Source organism: Kitasatospora sp. CB01950, assembly GCF_001905465.1.
Classification (GTDB): Bacteria; Actinomycetota; Actinomycetes; order Streptomycetales; family Streptomycetaceae; genus Kitasatospora.
In genome coordinates this window covers 161,189-177,541 of the sequence record NZ_LISX01000009.1, presented here as the reverse complement: position 1 = coordinate 177,541, position 16,353 = coordinate 161,189, and the positions used below count along the sequence as shown (strand labels likewise).

The following is a 16,353-nucleotide window of genomic DNA, read 5'->3' as shown; positions in this document are numbered from 1 at the left end:
ACACGAACAGCCATGGCTGAGCAGAACACCCCCGGCTCCACCACCGCCGGTTCGATCGAGGTGGGCACCGCCGGCGCCGGCACGCAGCTCGCCGGTCCGGGCACCGGCCGCGAGAGCGTCCGGCAGCCGATCGACGCCCGGGTCGCCGTCAAGCCGTCCTTCGACGTCAACGACTTCCCGGTGCCGACCGGCCGCGAGGAGGACTGGCGCTTCACGCCGATGCACCGCCTCGGCGGCCTGCACGACGGCACCGCCCTTGACTCCGTCCGCGGTGAGGACAAGATCGAGCTGGGCCTGCCGGAGGGCGTGACCTCCGAGCTGGTCGGGCGCGACGACGCCCGCCTCGGCAAGGCCGGCACCCCGGTGGACCGAATCGCCGCGCAGGCGTTCAGCGCCTTCGAGCAGGCCCTGGTGGTGACCGTCCCCAAGGAGACGGTGCTGACCGAGCCGGTCCGGATCGACGTGCACGGCGAGGGCGGGGTCCGCTTCGCCCACGTGGTGATCGAGGTCAAGCCGTTCGCCGAGGCGGTCGTGGTGCTGAACCACACCGGCACCGGCACCCGCGCCGCCAACGTCGACCTGCTGGTCGGCGACGGCGCGAAGCTGACCTTCGTCTCCGTCCAGGACTGGGAGCGGGACGCGGTGCACGCCGCCCAGCACAACGCGCTGGTCGGCCGGGACGCCACCTTCAAGTCCGTGGTGGTCACCTTCGGCGGCGACGTGGTGCGCCTGCACCCGCGGGTCTCCTACGCGGGCCCCGGCGGCGAGGCCGAGCTGTTCGGCCTGTACTTCGCCGACGCGGGCCAGCACCTGGAGCACCGCCTGATCATCGACCACGACACCCCGCACTGCCGCTCCAACGTCGCCTACAAGGGCGCGCTGCAGGGCGAGGACGCGCACGCGGTGTGGATCGGCGACGTGCTGATCCGCGCGGCCGCGGTCGGCACCGACACCTACGAGCTCAACCGCAACCTGGTGCTCACCGACGGCGCCCGGGTCGACTCGGTCCCCAACCTGGAGATCGAGACCGGCGAGATCGTCGGCGCCGGCCACGCCTCCGCGACCGGCCGCTTCGACGACGAGCAGCTGTTCTACCTGCAGTCCCGCGGCATCCCGGCCGACGAGGCCCGTCGCCTGGTGGTGCGCGGCTTCTTCGCCGAGCTGGTCCAGCAGATCGGCGTCGCCGAGATCCAGGACCGCCTGCTGACGAAGATCGAGGCCGAGCTGGAAGCGACGGTCGCATGAGCGCCGGTTATGTGCGTGCCTGCGCGCTGAGCGTGCTGCAGGAGGACGTGCCCAAGAAGGTCGAGCTGAACGGCGTCCCGGTGACGATCGTCCGCACCGACGAGGGCGTGTTCGCGATCAACGACATCTGCTCGCACGCCAACGTCTCGCTCTCCGAGGGCGAGGTCGAGGACTGCATGATCGAGTGCTGGCTGCACGGCTCCAGCTTCGACCTGCGCACCGGAAAGCCGTCCGGGCTGCCCGCGACCAGGCCGGTCGCCGTCTACCCCGTAAAGATCGAAGGGGACGATGTGCTCGTCTCCGTCAACCAGGAGAACTGAGTACCCCATGGCAACGCTTGAAATCCGTGACCTGCACGTCTCCGTCAACGCCGAGGGCGGCCCGCGCCAGATCCTCAAGGGCGTCGACCTGACGGTCAAGCAGGGCGAGACCCACGCGATCATGGGTCCGAACGGCTCCGGCAAGTCCACCCTGGCCTACTCGCTGGCCGGCCACCCGAAGTACACCGTCACCGGTGGTGAGGTGCTGCTGGACGGCGAGGACGTGCTGGAGATGTCGGTCGACGAGCGCGCCCGGGCCGGCGTGTTCCTGGCCATGCAGTACCCGGTCGAGGTCCCCGGCGTCTCGGTCTCCAACTTCCTGCGCACCGCCGCCACCGCCGTCCGCGGCGAGGCCCCCAAGCTGCGGCTGTGGGTCAAGGAGGTCAAGGAGGCGATGGCCGCCCTGCAGATGGACCCGGCGTTCGCCGAGCGCAACGTCAACGAGGGCTTCTCCGGCGGTGAGAAGAAGCGCCACGAGATCCTCCAGCTGGAGCTGCTCAAGCCGAAGATCGCGATCCTCGACGAGACCGACTCCGGCCTCGACGTCGACGCGCTGCGGATCGTCTCCGAGGGCATCAACCGGGTCCGCTCCACCGGCGAGGTCGGCACCCTGCTGGTCACCCACTACACCCGCATCCTGCGCTACATCCAGCCCGACTACGTGCATGTCTTCGCGGGCGGCCGGATCGTCGAGTCCGGCGGCGCCGAGCTCGCCGACAAGCTGGAGGAAGAGGGCTACGAGAGCTACGTGAAGGGCGGCGCTTCCGAGTGACCCACTCCCATCTGACCGGACTCCTGGACACCGACGCGATCCGCAAGGACTTCCCCGTCCTGTCGCGGGTGCTGCACGACGGCAAGCCGCTGGTGTACCTGGACAACGCGGCGACCTCGCAGAAGCCGCGCCAGGTCCTGGACGCGCTGAACGCCTACTACGAGCAGCACAACTCCAACGTCCACCGCGGCGTGCACGTGCTCGCCGAGGAGGCGACCGCGCTGTACGAGGGCGCCCGGGACAAGGTCGCGGCGTTCATCAACGCGCCCAGCCGGAACGAGGTGATCTTCACCAAGAACGCCTCGGAGTCGCTCAACCTCGTTGCCAACATGCTGGGTTGGGCCGACGAGCCGTACCGGGTGGACGCCGACTCGGAGATCGTGATCACCGAGATGGAGCACCACTCCAACATCGTTCCGTGGCAGCTGCTCGCGCAGCGCACCGGCGCGAAGCTGAAGTGGTTCGGGCTCACCGACGAGGGCCGGCTCGACCTGTCCAACATCGACGAGCTGATCACCGAGAAGACGAAGATCGTCTCCGTCACGCTGGTGTCCAACCTGCTGGGCACCGTCAACCCGGTGGAGACCATCGTCCGCAAGGCCCAGTCGGTCGGCGCGCTGGTCGCCATCGACGCCTCGCAGGCCGCCCCGCACGCCGTCCTCGACGTGCAGGCGCTGGAGGCCGACTTCGTCGCCTTCACCGGCCACAAGATGCTCGCCCCGACCGGCATCGGCGTGCTGTGGGGCCGCCAGGAACTGCTGGAGGACCTCCCGCCGTTCCTCGGCGGCGGCGAGATGATCGAGACCGTCACCATGGGCTCGTCCACCTACGCGCCCGCGCCGCACAAGTTCGAGGCCGGTACCCCGCCGATCGCGCAGGCCGTCGGCCTGGGCGCCGCCATCGACTACCTGTCGGCGATCGGCATGGACAAGGTGGCCGCGCACGAGCACGCGATCACCGCGTACGCGATCGAGCGCCTCGCCGAGGTGCCCGACCTGCGGATCATCGGCCCGCGTACGGCCGTCGACCGCGGTGCGGCGATCTCGTTCACGCTGGGCGACATCCACCCGCACGACGTCGGCCAGGTCCTCGACGAGCAGGGCATCGCCGTCCGGGTCGGCCACCACTGCGCACGGCCGGTCTGCCTGCGGTACGGAATTCCGGCGACCACCAGGGCGTCGTTCTATCTGTACTCCACGCCCGGCGAGGTGGACGCGCTGATCGACGGCCTCCACCACGTCCGCAACTTCTTCGGCTGAGGTGGCTGCCATGAAGCTCGACTCGATGTACCAGGAGATCATCCTGGACCACTACCGCAACCCCCACGGCAAGGGGCTGCGGGACGGCGACGCCGAGGTGCACCACGTCAACCCGACCTGCGGCGACGAGATCACCCTGCGGGTGAAGCTCGACGGCGCGGTCGTCGCGGACGTCTCCTACGAGTCGCAGGGCTGCTCGATCAGCCAGGCCTCCGCCTCCGTGCTCAACGACCTGGTGGTCGGCAAGACGGTGGGCGAGGCCCAGCAGGTCCAGGAGGCGTTCCTGGAACTGATGCAGAGCAAGGGCCAGTCCGAGGGCGACGAGGAGATCCTGGAGGACGCCGTCGCCTTCGCCGGGGTCTCCAAGTACCCGGCCCGGGTCAAGTGCGCCCTGCTCGGCTGGATGGCCTGGAAGGACGCCACCGCCAAGGCGCTGGCCGGCCACCCCGAGATTTCCGACTGACGTCCCGTTAGGACACTGAATTCATGAGCGAGAACGAGACCCCCGAGGCCGCCCCGGCCGAGGTCGCGGTGTCCGACAGCCCCGGTGCGTTCACCACCGCCGGGACCGTCTCCACCGAGGACCTCATGGAGGCCCTGATGGACGTCGTCGACCCCGAGCTGGGCATCGACGTCGTCAACCTGGGCCTGATCTACGGCCTGCACATCGACGAGGACGACACCGCCACCGTCGACATGACGCTGACCTCCGCGGCCTGCCCCCTCACCGACGTCATCGAGGACCAGGCCCGCACCGCCACCGACGGCCTGGTCAAGGACCTGCGGATCAACTGGGTCTGGATGCCGCCGTGGGGCCCCGACAAGATCACCGACGAGGGCCGCGACCAGCTGCGCGCGCTCGGCTTCAACGTCTGATCGACCCGGACGGTTCGAAGGGGCGGGATCCGCACGGATCCCGCCCCTCTTGGCGTCTCCGGGTTCTAGAATCCGGACCCATGACTTTTGGGGCGGGCGGCGGCGAACCGGACTGGGCCGAACTGGCGAACGAGCACGAGCGGGAGACCCGGCGGCGCAGACGCGTGCGGCAGATCGGGGCCGCCGTGGGGGCCGTGGTGCTGATCGGCGGGGGGACCGTCGCGGTGACGGCGCTGACCGGCGGGACGCGGGCGCCGAAGGCCGCGGGCGGGACGAGCGCCTCGCCCGCGGACGGGGCGGTGCGCCCGTCCCTCGCCCCGCAGCCCTCGGGCACCGTCTCCGCCCCGGCGACCGCCCCGGGCGGCCCCGCCACTTCGGCCGCCACGCCGTCCGCGGCTGCCGATACTCCCACCGCGCCTGCCACGCAGGCGCCCGCCGACATCAGCGGCGGCATCCTCAACGCCAACAGCGGCATGTCGTTGGAGATCGAGGACTCCGTGACCGAGGACGGCGGCCGCGCCCAGCAGTGGACCTACGACGGCATCCCCACGCAGCAGTGGGTGCTGCACTGGGTCGGGGACAGCTGGGAGATCCGCAACGTCAACAGCGGCAAGTGCCTGGAGATCCCGGGCCCCGGCATGGACGACGGCATCCACGCCCAGCAGTGGGCCTGCAACGGCGGCGCCGGGCAGCACTGGGACCTGCGCGGCGGCACCGGCAACCGGATGCTGGTCAACCACCGCAGCGGCAAGTGCCTGGAGGTGGAGGACTCGGACCTGGACGACGGCGCCACCGTCCAGCAGTGGGACTGCGACTCGACCATGTCGAACATGGCCTGGAAGATCTGACGCCCCACCGGCCGTGAAGGGCCTGCGGGGCGTCAGGAGCGCGGGCGGTCAGCGCTTGCGGCGCAGGACGGCGGCGGCCAGGGCCAGCGAGGCGGTGGCGGCGAGGACGGCGAAGGCGGTGACGGCGGGGAGCAGGCCGTAGGCGCGGGTGAGGGCGCCGACGGCGATGATGGGGGCGGAGGAGCCGAGGTAGACGATCACCCAGAGGGCGGAGAGTTCGCTGCCGCGGCGGGCGGGGTCGAGGGCGGCGACGGCGGTGGTGAACAGGGAGCGGAAGGCGATGCCCTGGGAGACGCCGGCGAGGACGCTGCCGACGAACAGGAGCGCGGGGGTGCCGGTGGCGGCGGCCGCGGTGAGCAGGCCGAGGCCGGCGGCGAGACCGGTGAGGCCGGCGGCGACGACGACCCGGTCCGAGGTCGGCGGGACGACCAGCTGGGCGAGCGCCGAGGAGCCGAGCAGGAGGGCCGCGACGGCGGCGCCCGCCATCCGGGACTCGGTGTGCAGGAGCGTCCCGGCGAATGCGGGGGCGAGGGCCAGGTAGACCCCGAAGACCGCGTACGAGACGAAGCCGGCGCCGGAGGCGAGCAGGAACTCGCGGCGTCCGGAGCGGGGCAGCCGCAGGCGCTGCGGGCGCAGGTGGGCGGGGGTGGTGATGCGCGGCGCGGAGGCCGGCGGGCGGACCGAGCCGGGCATCCGCGGGTGCACCAGGGCGAGCGGCACGCACAGGGCGAGCAGCGCGACGGCGTGGGTGAGGAAGAGGCCGGGCAGCGGGTTGGCGCCGCTGGCGGCGGCCGCGCCGACCAGCGGGCCGAGGGCGACGCCGCCCGCCGAGCAGGCCAGGGTGAGCTTGGCGGCCAGGGTGGGCCGGTCGGGCAGCAGGTCGCCGAGGGCGGCGCCGGCCGCACCGGTGGAGAGGCCGACGGCGATGCCCTGGACGGCGCGTCCGGCGGCCAGCTGCCAGAACGAGTCGGCGGTGGCGAAGACCGCGTCGCCGGCGGCGGAGAGCGCCACCGCGGGGAGGATCATGGCGCGCCGGCCCAGGTGGTCCGACCAGTGGCCGACCGCGGCCAGCACCGGGACCAGGGCGAACACGTAGACCGTGAACAGGACCGTGGTGTCGAGCGGGGTCAGACCGAGCCGTACCTGGAGCGCCGGGTAGAGCGGGGTGACCAGGTTGGCGCCGATCAGCATCAGCAGCAGGGCGGCGGCGACCAGGCCGACGCGGATGCCGCGCAGCGCGTTCCAGCGGCTGATCGCGGAGAGCTGGAGCTGCTTGCGGGGCGCGAGTTCCAGAGGAAGCAGGGCCTCCGACAGTCGGCGGCCGGCGTACTGAGCGGTGCTCAGGCCGGGGCCGGCGGGGGAGAGGTCCGCCATGGCAGGGGTCTCCTGTGGCAAGGCGCCGTCGGGCGCGGCCAGGCCGGGAGTGGTGGCACGGCGGCGTGACCCGAGCGGTGCGGGTGTGCACATGAAAGGGGTTCGGAGCCTCGTCGCTCCGCGGGCGCCCGCGCGGGGGTGTGCGCGATGCCCACCGAAGGATACGTGCACTCGGGGACTCGTTCGGATGCACCCTGTCCCACTCGTTCGGGCGGACGCCCGCCCGGTGCGGGGTTTCGGTGATGGCGGCCGATACGCTGGGTTGACGGGCCGACACACGTGTCGGCCCGCGCCGCCGAAGCCCGTCGGGCTGCCCACCGGGCGGCGGCGCCCTCCGACGAACCTGCGGGAGATCGCGCGCGATGGCCGGACGAAGCCGTAACACCCCTGAGCAGCAGCCGTCCGACGCCGAGGGCCTGCTGCCCGCGGACTACGACCTCGCCGACCTGTACGGCTCGCACAGCGGCGACGAGGACCCCGACGACACCGCGGTGCTGATCCCGCCGATCGCGCTGCCCACGGACCGCGAACTCGCCGACGCGGCGCTCGCCGTCCCGCTGATCGCCCGGGTGGTCGCGCTGGCCCGCTGGGTCGACCCGCACCGGGACGTCGACGAGCACGGCGACCTCGGCCCCGAGGACCGCGTCCGGGCGGCCCGGATGCTGGGCTACGAGGACCCGGACGAGGAAGACGTCATCGAGGCGATGCGGGCCTGGGCGCTGGCCTGCGACCTCGGCGTCGTGGAGACCGGCACCACCGAGGGCGGCACCCACATCGCCGTCCCCGGCCCCGACCTGCCGGCCGTCGAGGCGGGCGAACCGGCGGCCGTGCTCGGCCTGTGGTTCGAGGCCGCCGAGCTGGTCCGCGAGCTCGCCGCCGAGGCCGAGTCGGTGGACCCGGAGGTGGTCGAGGGCGACGTGAACGCCGGCGCCGAGGACTCCGACGGCCTCGCCGAGGTGGAGGACGCCCGGGACGAGGCCGCCGAGATCCTCGACGAGGCGCTGCACGTGCTGTACGAGACCACCGCGTTCGCCGAGCCCGGCCAGGAGACCGCCCCGCTCGGCGTGCTGGCCGCGCTGCTGGTCGTCCCCGACGGCGAGGAGCCGGACGAGGAGATGCTCGGCGAGATCACCGACCTGATGGTCGTCCTCGACCCGATGTTCGGCGACCTCGCGGAACTCGGCCTGGTCGAGCACACCCCGATCGACCCGGAACTGTTCGAGGAGGACGACGAGGAGGGCGCGGCCGTCGACCCCGGCCGGCCGCTGACCGACGAGGACGCCGCCCGCTTCGGCACCGTCCGGCTGACCCCGCTCGGCCAGTACGCCGTCCGCGAGTGGCTGATCGCCGACGGCTTCGACGCCCCGCTGGTCGGCGACCTCGCCGACCACGACGGCCCCGCGCTGCTGCGCGCGCTCGCCTCGGACGGCGTCCTGTTCGCCGAGCCCGAGCTGAAGGCCTGGCTGGCCGCCCGGGAGGACGCCGCCGGCGCCGCCCACGAGCTGCTGGCCGGCGGGCGCGGGCGCGACGTGCAGTCGCCGGTGCGCCGCTACTTCAGCACGCTGGGGCTCGACCAGATCGGCGACGCCGCCGTCCCCGCCGTCCGCGAGGCCGTCGACGACCCCGAGCTCGGCGGCCTGGCCCGCGAGTGGCTGCGCGCCCGCGGCGAGGACGTCGCCGCCGCCGAACGCCCCGTCGCGCTGTGGCGGGTGGTCGACTCGGTGGCCGCCGTGCTGCTGCTCACCGCCGGCGAGGGCGGCCGCCTGCAGGCGGTGATCGCCGACCTTCCGGTGACCGACAACCCGGCGAGCTACTTCGGCGAGATGTGGCGGGTGCCGCACCCGTTGACGGCGGAGGTGCTGGAGGCCGTCGGCGGGCTCCACCTGGACCGCAAGGTCGCCAAGGAGGCGCGGCGGGCCGCGATCAAGGCACGCTCGCTGCGGGCCGGGGGCTGACCGGCAACCAGGGCGTGCACCCGCCGCGTCCAACTGTCGGAAGGCCGCCACGGAGCTGATGGATCGACAGGTTCCCCGGGCCGTATGGTGGGGCGCGTTGTCGGGCCCGCCCGGCGGCGGAATCCGCCGGGCGGGCCCGGTGGCAGAACGGTGTGGCGAGTGCCGGGGGTGCGGCGAGTAATGAAGAGGCAGCACGCGAGCGGGCCGTGGGAGATCGAGGAGGTCTACGCGGACCAGGAGGCGTACAGCCGACGGCTGATGGCCGGGGCCGGGTTCCCGGTGTTCGGCTGGGAGCACCGCGCGGGCGGCCTGCCCGGGCGGGACGTCCTCGCCGAGTTCCAGGTCGACGACGGCGAACTCGGCTGGGCGGAGGTCCGTTCCGGCGACTGGAACCGCGCCGACGGCCCGTACGTCACCGTCCGCACGTACCGGCCCGGCGCGGAGCTCGCCGGACCGCTGCCCGACCTGGAGGACGTCGTCGAGGACGAACGCGACCGGGTGTTCGAGCAGCTCGGCGTCGACGAGGGCGACACCACCGGCGGCGTTCGGGCGCTGCGCGAATGGATCAGCGTGGACGGCGACCCGCGCGCCCTGCAGATCCACGAGGACCGCCGCCCCGGCGCCGGCACCGTCTGGGCCGGCCGGCTGTGGATGGACGGCGTGACCGTGACCGTCACCGGGCGCGGTGTGCCGCCCGGCGCCGTCGAACTGCGCCGGATCGACGACTTCGAGCAGTACATCATCGGCCGCACCGCGCTGCTGCGGACGCTCGCTGCCCGCCGTCCCGCCGCGTCCGCGCCCGCGGCGGAGCCGACGCCCGGCCAACTCGGCCTGGCCGCCCACCGCGAACTGGTCGAGCACGGCATCGCCCGGGCCGCCGCGATGGCGTCCCAGCTGCGCGCCGGGCGCTCCGCGCGGCTGCCCCGGCACCTGCGCGGCGAGGACCGCAAGGCGCGCTGGGAGACCGTGGTGCGCCAGCAGATGTGGCTCGCCTCCGAGACCGAGGGCGAGGCGGACGGCGCCGTCACCTCGATGGTCAACCACCTCGGCCGGCTCGCCCACCACGTGGACTGGCTGACCGGCACCGCGGAGGGCACCGCGGCCGTCGAGGAGGTGGTGCGGTACACGGTGTTCGCCAGCGAGGTGCCGAGCCTGCCCGCGCAGCGGGCCTGGGAGCGGCTGTGGGCGGGAGGTACGCCCGAGCTGCCGTCCGGCACGGAGGACGCCTGGCTGACCGCGTGGGAGCAGTGGCGGGTCGAGCGTACCCAGCACGGCGGGCGGCGGTAAAGCGCTGGTCATGGGACGATCTTCGGTTGGCAAAACGGTTGGCGGATCGGTGCGTTGACGCCGCGTCGGGTTCACGTCCGGTTCATTCCGGGCCCGGACTCTGTCGGTCACCGACCCGCCCCCTCCCCTCAGGAGTGACCGTCATGTCGCTGTCCCGCCGGGACTTCGTGAACCGTTCGACCGTGCTCGGCGCCGGCGTTCTGATCGCCGGCAGTGCCGAGGTGCTCGCCACCGCCCCCGGGGCGATCGCCGCCCCCGCCGGGGGTGACGCCGCCCTCGCCAAGGGCGGGCACGCCGCGGTCGGCTACGGCGAGCTGGTGTCCGACCCGCACGGCATCGTGGCGCTGCCGAAGGGCTTCTCGTACGAGATCATCACGCACTCCGGCAGGACCAGCCTGGTCACCGGCGAGAGCACGCCCAGCAACCACGACGGCACCGCCGCGTTCGAGGGGCGGCACGGCGCGACGCTCCTGGTCAACAACCACGAGCTGGCCGGGCCGCGGGCGAACTGGGCACACCCCGTACCGCTGCTGGACGGCTACGTGTACGACCCGAAGGCGGCCGGCGGCTGCACCGTCGTCGAGGTGTCGGGGCACGGGAACGGGCACGGCAACGGGCACGAGGGCGGCCACGGGAAGGGCGACGGGCACGCCCACGGCAGGCGGAAGGTGCGGGAGTGGGTCGGCATCGCCGGCACCGCGACCAACTGCGCCGGCGGGGCCACCCCCTGGGGCACCTGGCTGACCTGCGAGGAGACCGAGGACAAGGCCGGCACCAACGGCTTCACCAAGGACCACGGCTACGTCTTCGAGGTCGACCCGCACGACCAGGACGCCAACCGCAACCCGCAGCCGATCAAGGCCCTCGGCCGGTTCGCGCACGAGGCCGTCGTCATCGACGAGAAGCGCGGCCACGCGTACCTGACCGAGGACGCCGCCAAGCCGAACGGCCTGTTCTACCGCTGGACGCCGCCGGCCGGCTTCAAGCACGGCAAGGGCAAGCTGCGCACGCTGGCCGCCGACGCGGGCGTGCTGGAGGCACTGAAGGCGTTCGACTCGCAGGGCAAGCCGGTCGACGACCTGTCGCGGGCCACCAAGCCCGGCACCACGTACGGCGCGGACTGGGTCAAGGTCGCGGACCGGGACGCGCGGACCACCTCGATCCGCAAGCAGTTCAAGGACGGTGAGATCACCCGGGCCCGCAAGCTGGAGGGCATGTGGTGGGGCGACGGCGGCATCTACTTCGTGTCGTCGTTCGCGCGCGAGGAGTCGCCGCTGCAGCACGACGGGCAGGTCTGGTTCTACGACCCGGCGCGGCGGACGCTGACGCTGAAGGTGATTCTCGGCGTCAACGCGGACGTGTGGACGGACAAGGGCAACTTCGACGGGCCCGACAACATCACCGTCTCGCCGCACGGCGGTCTGATCATCGCGGAGGACGGCAACGGCCTGCAGCACCTGTTCGGGACGACGCCGGACGGGCGGACGTACGCGCTGGCGCGCAACGAGCTGAACAACGGGACGGCGGAGGCGCCGGAGTTCAGCGAGTTCACGGGCGTGACGTTCTCGCACGACGGGCGGACGCTGTTCGCCAACATCCAGGAGCCGGGGATCATGCTGGCGATCACGGGGCCGTGGCACCGGATGTGACGCGCTGACCGATGGGTCCGGGTCCGCCCGGGGAGGGTTGTCGCTCTCCCTCGGGCGGACCTTGCCGTTGCTGGGTGGTTGCTCGCGCAGTTCCTCGCACCCCTGACGGGGCGCGGAACTGCAGAATGCTTGGGGGAGGGGGGAGTTCAGCTTTCGGCAAGCCTCAACTGGAGCATGGCCAAGAGGCGTTGCTGGGGTTGGGTCAGGTCCAGGCCGGTGAGTTGTTCGGCCCTTCGGACCCGATACCTCAACGTATTCGGGTGGATGTGGAGGGCGTCGGCCGCGGTGCGGACCTCGCCGAGGGCGTCGAGGTAGGCGAGGACGGATTCGGCGAGACGGGTCTGGTGGCGGCCGTCGTAGGTGGTGAGGGCGGTCAGGCGGGGGTCGCGGAGTTCCGGGCGGTCCTGGAGGAGGGCGAGGACCTCGGAGACCAGCACCTCGGCCTGGACGTCCTGGAGGGCGGCGACGTCGGGGGCGACGTTGCCGCGGCTCATGGCGTCGAGGATGCGGTCGGCCTGGGCGCGGGAGGCGGGGACGTCGGCGAGGCCGGGGACGGTGGGGCCGATGGCGGCGCGCAGCGGGATGGCGAGGTGGGCGCGGGCGGCGTCGACGGTCTCCTGGGCCCAGTCGCGGAGGGTGGCCTGGGGGAGGCCGGGCGGGAGTTCCGGGAGCAGGACGTAGACGCGGGAGTCGACGGGGGCGAGCAGGGCGCCGCGGTGGCGGGCGGCGGTGTGGACGGAGATCAGGCCGGTGACCTCGTCGCGGGAGAGTTCGGCGTCGCGGCCGTCGGTGGCGGCCGGGGCGTAGGCGAGCACGGTGGTCGGGCGGCGCAGGTCGAGGCCGAGGTGGGTGGCGAGGGACTGGGGGCCGGTGGAGCCCTCCAGCAGGCCGGTGAGCAGGGTCTGGGTGAGCCGGGCGTCCGCAGTCAACTCCCTTCGGCGGCGCACCAGTTGACCGGCGGCGACGCGGGCGGCGCCGACCAGGGACTGGGCGGCGGCCGGGGCGAGGGGGCGGGCGCCCTCCTGGACCCAGATGGTGCCGAGGGGCTGGGCGCCGGAGCGGATCGCGATGGCGAGGCGGCGGCGGATGCCGAGTTCGGGGTGGGCGGCGATCTCGATGGCGCCGTCGGAGCCGCGCAGGTGGGAGAAGACACCCCACTCGCGGAGCTTGGCGAGGTACGGCTCGGGGCCCTGCCGGCCGAGGATGGACAGCCGGCGGAGGTCGTCGACCTCGTCGGAGTCGGAGGTGCGGGAGTAGGCCAGGACCCGGCTGGAGGTGTCCTCGATGGAGACGATGCCGCCGGTCAGGACGGCCACGGTCTGGGCGAGCGAGAACAGGTCGCCGGTGTCGGCCTCGCCGGGCTCGGCGCTGTCGGGGCCGCTGAGCAGGGTGCGGGCCAGCGAGTCGAGGTGTTCCCAGCGGGTCTCGCGGCGGACCGACAGGAGCGCCACGCCGGCCTCGGTGGCGGCCTCGCGGAGGGCGTCGGCCTGTCCGGGCCCGTCGAGTTTGACCGCGACGGCGGCGGCCCGGGCGCGGCCGGCGGCGCGCAGGGCGGGGAGGGCGGCGCGGCCGCGGGCGCCGATGGCGAGGACGAGTTCGCCGGGGGCGGCGGTCGGCGGGTCCTCCGGGTCGAGGATGGCGACGTGGCGGACCGGGACGTCGAGGCCGGCCGGTGCGGCCTGGAGTTCGACCAGCGGTTCGCCGAGCGACATCAGCAGCTGGCGCAGCGGCAGGCCGTTCATGTGCGGGTCCTTCGGCAGGGTGGTCGTCGGGTCTTCGTCGGGTCGTCGGCAGGGTGGTCGGCGGGTGGTCGGCGGGTGGTCGGCAGGTCTTCGGAAGGTCGTCCTCGGGTCTTCGTCGGGTCTTCGTCGGGTCGGACAACATCCCGCTCCCGAGTTTAGTGAGCCGGACAGGATCGGGCGGCCGTGACCGGGGCGTGACGGTGTTCGTCCGGGCGGACAACGGCGAGCGGGGGACTTTGGCGGCGCGGCCAACATCAGGCGCCGAGGACGGGGAATAGCGTTCGTCCATGGCCGACGTGTGATCCCCGTCGGCGTCCCATGACGAGAAGGAGAGCGTGCGCCATGGATGCTGTGACCCAGGTCCCCACGCCGGTGAACGAGCCGGTCCACAGCTACGCCCCGGGCAGCCCCGAGCGGGCCCGCCTGGAGGCGAAGCTGAAGGAGCTGGGCGGCCAGGGGCCGATCCAGCTGACCATGACGATCAACGGTGAGCAGCGCCTCGGCGGCGGCTCCGAGTTCCACGTGGTGCAGCCGCACAACCACGCGGCCCGGCTCGGCACCCTGCGCAACGCCACCCAGGACGACGCGCGCGAGGCCATCGACACCGCGCTGGCCGCCGCCCCGGCCTGGCAGGCGCTCTCCTTCGACTCGCGCGCCGCGATCTTCCTGCGCGCCGCCGACCTGCTGGCCGGCCCGTGGCGCGAGACGCTGGCCGCCGCCACCATGCTTGGTCAGTCGAAGACCGCCCAGCAGGCGGAGATCGACACCCCCTGCGAGCTGGTCGACTTCCTGCGCTTCAACGTGCACTTCGCCCGGCAGATCCTGGCCGAGCAGCCGGTCTCCTCGGACGGCGTGTGGAACCGCATGGACCACCGCCCGCTGGAGGGCTTCGTCTACGCGATCACCCCGTTCAACTTCACCGCGATCGCCCTCAACCTGCCGACCGCGCCCGCGCTGATGGGCAACGTGGTGATCTGGAAGCCGTCCCCGACGCAGCAGTTCGCCGCGCACTACCTGATGCGTCTGCTGGAGGCCGCGGGCCTGCCCAAGGGCGTCATCAACATGGTCACCGGCGACGGCCTGGACGTCTCCGAGGTCGCGCTGAAGCACCCGGCGCTGGCCGGCATCCACTTCACCGGCTCCACGGCGACCTTCCAGCACCTGTGGCGCGAGGTCGGCGCCAACATCTCCGGCTACCGCACCTACCCGCGGATCGTCGGCGAGACCGGCGGCAAGGACTTCCTGGTCGCCCACCCGTCCGCCGACAAGGCGATCCTGAAGACCGCGATGACCCGCGGCGCCTTCGAGTTCCAGGGCCAGAAGTGTTCGGCGCTGTCCCGGGCGTACGTCCCGGCGTCGCTCTGGGCCGAGCTGAAGGACGACTTCCGCGACGAGGTCGAGTGGCTCACCATGGGCGACGTCACCGACCTGGCGAACTTCATGGGCGCCGTGATCGACGAGCGTTCGTTCGCCAAGAACAAGGCCGCGATCGACCGCGCGCAGGCCGACCCGGACGTCGAGGTCCTGGCCGGCGGCACCTACGACGACTCGGTCGGCTACTTCGTCCGCCCGACCGTGCTGGTCGGCAAGGACCCGTCCGCCGAGTACTTCAAGGACGAGTACTTCGGCCCGATCCTCGCCGTGCACGTCTACGAGGACGAGAAGTACGACGAGATGCTCGCGCAGATGGAGTCGGTGTCGACCTACGGCCTGACCGGCTCGATCATCGCCCAGGACCGTACGGCCGTCGAGCACGCCATGCACGTGCTGCGCAACGCGGCCGGCAACTTCTACATCAACGACAAGCCGACCGGCGCCGTCGTCGGCCAGCAGCCCTTCGGCGGCGGGCGTGCCTCCGGCACCAACGACAAGGCCGGCGCCAAGCAGAACCTGATGCGCTGGACGTCCACCCGGTCCATCAAGGAGACGTTCGTCCCGCCGACGGACTACCGCTACCCGCACATGGGCTGACCTTCGCCCTGTGCCACCCGCGGGGCGGCCGCCACCCCGGCCGCCCCGCACCTCTCGCCACCAGCTGATCCTTGATCGGGAGTCCACGATGCTCCGTTCCGCCCTCCTCGCCGCCTCGCGCTCCCCGCAGGTGCGCACCATGGTCGAGAAGTTCCCGCCCACCCACGCGATAGTCGAGCGCTTCGTCGCCGGCGACCGCCTCGACCAGGGCGTGAGCGCGACCGAGACGCTGGTCGACAGCGGCCGCAAGGTCACCCTCGACCACCTCGGCGAGGACACCAAGGACGCCGCCCAGGCCGCCGGCACCGCCCTGGCGTACGAGCACCTGCTGACCGCCCTCAAGGAGACCGGCCTCGCCGCCGACGCCGAGGTCTCCGTCAAGCTCTCCGCGGTGGGCCAGTTCCTGCCCGTGGACGGCGAGAAGATCGCGCTGGAGAACGCCCGCCGGATCTGCCGGGCCGCGGCCGACGCCGGCACCACGGTGACCCTCGACATGGAGGACCACACCACCACCGACTCCACCCTCTCCATCGCCCGCGAGCTGCGCGCCGACTTCCCGTGGCTCGGCGTCGTCCTCCAGGCGTACCTGCGCCGTACCGAGGCCGACTGCCGCGACCTCGCCCACGAGGGCTCGCGCGTGCGCATCTGCAAGGGCGCCTACAAGGAGCCCGAGTCGGTGGCCTTCCAGGGCAAGCGCGACGTCGACCTCGCGTACGTCCGCGCGCTGAAGGTCCTGATGGCGGGCGAGGGTTACCCGATGGTGGCCTCGCACGACCCCAACATGATCAAGATCGCGGGCCAGCTGGCCGAGTGGAACCGCCGCGACACCACCTCCTTCGAGTACCAGATGCTGTTCGGCATCCGCCCCGAGGAGCAGCTCCGCCTCGCCGAGGCCGGCAACACGATGCGCGTCTACCTCCCCTACGGCCAGGAGTGGTACGGCTACTTCATGCGCCGCCTCGCGGAGCGCCCCGCGAACCTGACGTTCTTCCTGCGGGCGATGGCGACCCGCGGCTGACGTATCGTCAACTTCCCTACGGGGCCCACGGCTTGAT

Annotated in this window: 14 protein-coding genes; 12 read left to right on the top strand and 2 right to left on the bottom strand. The window is 72.6% G+C overall.

Annotated elements, in window-relative coordinates:
- Positions 1-12: 12 nt before the first annotated feature.
- The 7 genes from sufD (at position 13) to AMK19_RS22990 (ending at position 5,320) form a co-directional block, all read left to right on the top strand.
- Positions 13-1,245, top strand: a complete 1,233-nt coding sequence (gene sufD, locus AMK19_RS23020) for a Fe-S cluster assembly protein SufD (protein ID WP_073814849.1) — start codon at positions 13-15, stop codon at positions 1,243-1,245.
- Positions 1,242-1,565 carry a non-heme iron oxygenase ferredoxin subunit gene (locus tag AMK19_RS23015; protein WP_073814848.1) on the top strand — a complete coding sequence of 108 codons (324 nt, stop codon included), beginning with the start codon at positions 1,242-1,244 and terminating at the stop codon, positions 1,563-1,565. The genes sufD and AMK19_RS23015 overlap by 4 nt, the downstream gene beginning before the upstream one ends.
- A gap of 7 nt (positions 1,566-1,572) precedes the next feature.
- Positions 1,573-2,337: a Fe-S cluster assembly ATPase SufC gene (sufC, locus tag AMK19_RS23010; RefSeq protein WP_073814846.1), complete on the top strand. Its 765-nt coding sequence runs from the start codon at positions 1,573-1,575 to the stop codon at positions 2,335-2,337.
- Positions 2,334-3,596, top strand: coding sequence for a cysteine desulfurase (locus tag AMK19_RS23005; RefSeq protein WP_073814845.1), 1,263 nt, complete (start codon positions 2,334-2,336; stop codon positions 3,594-3,596). Before sufC ends, AMK19_RS23005 begins: the two co-directional genes overlap by 4 nt.
- Positions 3,597-3,606: 10 nt before the next feature.
- Positions 3,607-4,059: a Fe-S cluster assembly sulfur transfer protein SufU gene (gene sufU, locus AMK19_RS23000; RefSeq protein WP_073814843.1), complete on the top strand. Its 453-nt coding sequence runs from the start codon at positions 3,607-3,609 to the stop codon at positions 4,057-4,059.
- Between the two features lie 23 nt (positions 4,060-4,082).
- Positions 4,083-4,472 carry a metal-sulfur cluster assembly factor gene (locus AMK19_RS22995; protein WP_380474180.1) on the top strand — a complete coding sequence of 130 codons (390 nt, stop codon included), beginning with the start codon at positions 4,083-4,085 and terminating at the stop codon, positions 4,470-4,472.
- A gap of 80 nt (positions 4,473-4,552) precedes the next feature.
- Positions 4,553-5,320, top strand: a complete 768-nt coding sequence (locus AMK19_RS22990) for an RICIN domain-containing protein (RefSeq protein WP_073814842.1) — start codon at positions 4,553-4,555, stop codon at positions 5,318-5,320.
- A gap of 48 nt (positions 5,321-5,368) precedes the next feature.
- On the opposite strand, the gene AMK19_RS38180 is transcribed toward AMK19_RS22990, so the two are convergent.
- Positions 5,369-6,694, bottom strand: coding sequence for an MFS transporter (locus AMK19_RS38180; RefSeq protein ID WP_158071933.1), 1,326 nt, complete (start codon positions 6,692-6,694; stop codon positions 5,369-5,371).
- A gap of 362 nt (positions 6,695-7,056) precedes the next feature.
- Between AMK19_RS38180 and AMK19_RS22980 the strand changes: the two genes are divergently transcribed.
- The 3 genes from AMK19_RS22980 (at position 7,057) to AMK19_RS22970 (ending at position 11,585) form a co-directional block, all read left to right on the top strand.
- Positions 7,057-8,649 (top strand): hypothetical protein, encoded by a 1,593-nt coding sequence (locus AMK19_RS22980; RefSeq protein ID WP_083647234.1) that lies wholly within the window; start codon positions 7,057-7,059, stop codon positions 8,647-8,649.
- A gap of 180 nt (positions 8,650-8,829) precedes the next feature.
- Positions 8,830-9,936: a hypothetical protein gene (locus tag AMK19_RS22975; protein WP_073814840.1), complete on the top strand. Its 1,107-nt coding sequence runs from the start codon at positions 8,830-8,832 to the stop codon at positions 9,934-9,936.
- 143 nt (positions 9,937-10,079) lie between these two features.
- Positions 10,080-11,585 carry an alkaline phosphatase PhoX gene (locus AMK19_RS22970; RefSeq protein WP_073814839.1) on the top strand — a complete coding sequence of 502 codons (1,506 nt, stop codon included), beginning with the start codon at positions 10,080-10,082 and terminating at the stop codon, positions 11,583-11,585.
- 146 nt (positions 11,586-11,731) lie between these two features.
- On the opposite strand, the gene AMK19_RS22965 is transcribed toward AMK19_RS22970, so the two are convergent.
- Positions 11,732-13,327, bottom strand: a complete 1,596-nt coding sequence (locus AMK19_RS22965; protein WP_073814837.1) for a PucR family transcriptional regulator — start codon at positions 13,325-13,327, stop codon at positions 11,732-11,734.
- Between the two features lie 342 nt (positions 13,328-13,669).
- On the opposite strand from AMK19_RS22965, the gene pruA reads away from it, so the two are divergent.
- Together pruA and AMK19_RS22955 are read left to right on the top strand one after the other, a co-directional pair.
- Positions 13,670-15,298, top strand: a complete 1,629-nt coding sequence (gene pruA, locus AMK19_RS22960; RefSeq protein WP_073814835.1) for an L-glutamate gamma-semialdehyde dehydrogenase — start codon at positions 13,670-13,672, stop codon at positions 15,296-15,298.
- 88 nt (positions 15,299-15,386) lie between these two features.
- Complete coding sequence (locus AMK19_RS22955; RefSeq protein WP_073814833.1) at positions 15,387-16,316, top strand: proline dehydrogenase family protein; 930 nt, start codon at positions 15,387-15,389, stop codon at positions 16,314-16,316.
- The last annotated feature ends 37 nt before the right edge of the window (positions 16,317-16,353 follow it).

Excerpts from the sequence above, each read along its gene's own strand:
- sufD (WP_073814849.1), top strand. The coding sequence starts at position 13 with ATGGCTGAGCAGAACACCCCCGGCTCCACCACCGCCGGTTCGATCGAG.
- AMK19_RS23015 (WP_073814848.1), top strand. The coding sequence starts at position 1,242 with ATGAGCGCCGGTTATGTGCGTGCCTGCGCGCTGAGCGTGCTGCAGGAG.
- sufC (WP_073814846.1), top strand. The coding sequence starts at position 1,573 with ATGGCAACGCTTGAAATCCGTGACCTGCACGTCTCCGTCAACGCCGAG.
- sufU (WP_073814843.1), top strand. The coding sequence starts at position 3,607 with ATGAAGCTCGACTCGATGTACCAGGAGATCATCCTGGACCACTACCGC.
- AMK19_RS22995 (WP_380474180.1), top strand. The coding sequence starts at position 4,083 with ATGAGCGAGAACGAGACCCCCGAGGCCGCCCCGGCCGAGGTCGCGGTG.
- AMK19_RS22990 (WP_073814842.1), top strand. The coding sequence starts at position 4,553 with ATGACTTTTGGGGCGGGCGGCGGCGAACCGGACTGGGCCGAACTGGCG.
- AMK19_RS38180 (WP_158071933.1), bottom strand. The coding sequence starts at position 6,694 with ATGGCGGACCTCTCCCCCGCCGGCCCCGGCCTGAGCACCGCTCAGTAC.
- AMK19_RS22980 (WP_083647234.1), top strand. The coding sequence starts at position 7,057 with ATGGCCGGACGAAGCCGTAACACCCCTGAGCAGCAGCCGTCCGACGCC.
- AMK19_RS22975 (WP_073814840.1), top strand. The coding sequence starts at position 8,830 with ATGAAGAGGCAGCACGCGAGCGGGCCGTGGGAGATCGAGGAGGTCTAC.
- AMK19_RS22970 (WP_073814839.1), top strand. The coding sequence starts at position 10,080 with ATGTCGCTGTCCCGCCGGGACTTCGTGAACCGTTCGACCGTGCTCGGC.
- AMK19_RS22965 (WP_073814837.1), bottom strand. The coding sequence starts at position 13,327 with ATGAACGGCCTGCCGCTGCGCCAGCTGCTGATGTCGCTCGGCGAACCG.
- pruA (WP_073814835.1), top strand. The coding sequence starts at position 13,670 with ATGGATGCTGTGACCCAGGTCCCCACGCCGGTGAACGAGCCGGTCCAC.
- AMK19_RS22955 (WP_073814833.1), top strand. The coding sequence starts at position 15,387 with ATGCTCCGTTCCGCCCTCCTCGCCGCCTCGCGCTCCCCGCAGGTGCGC.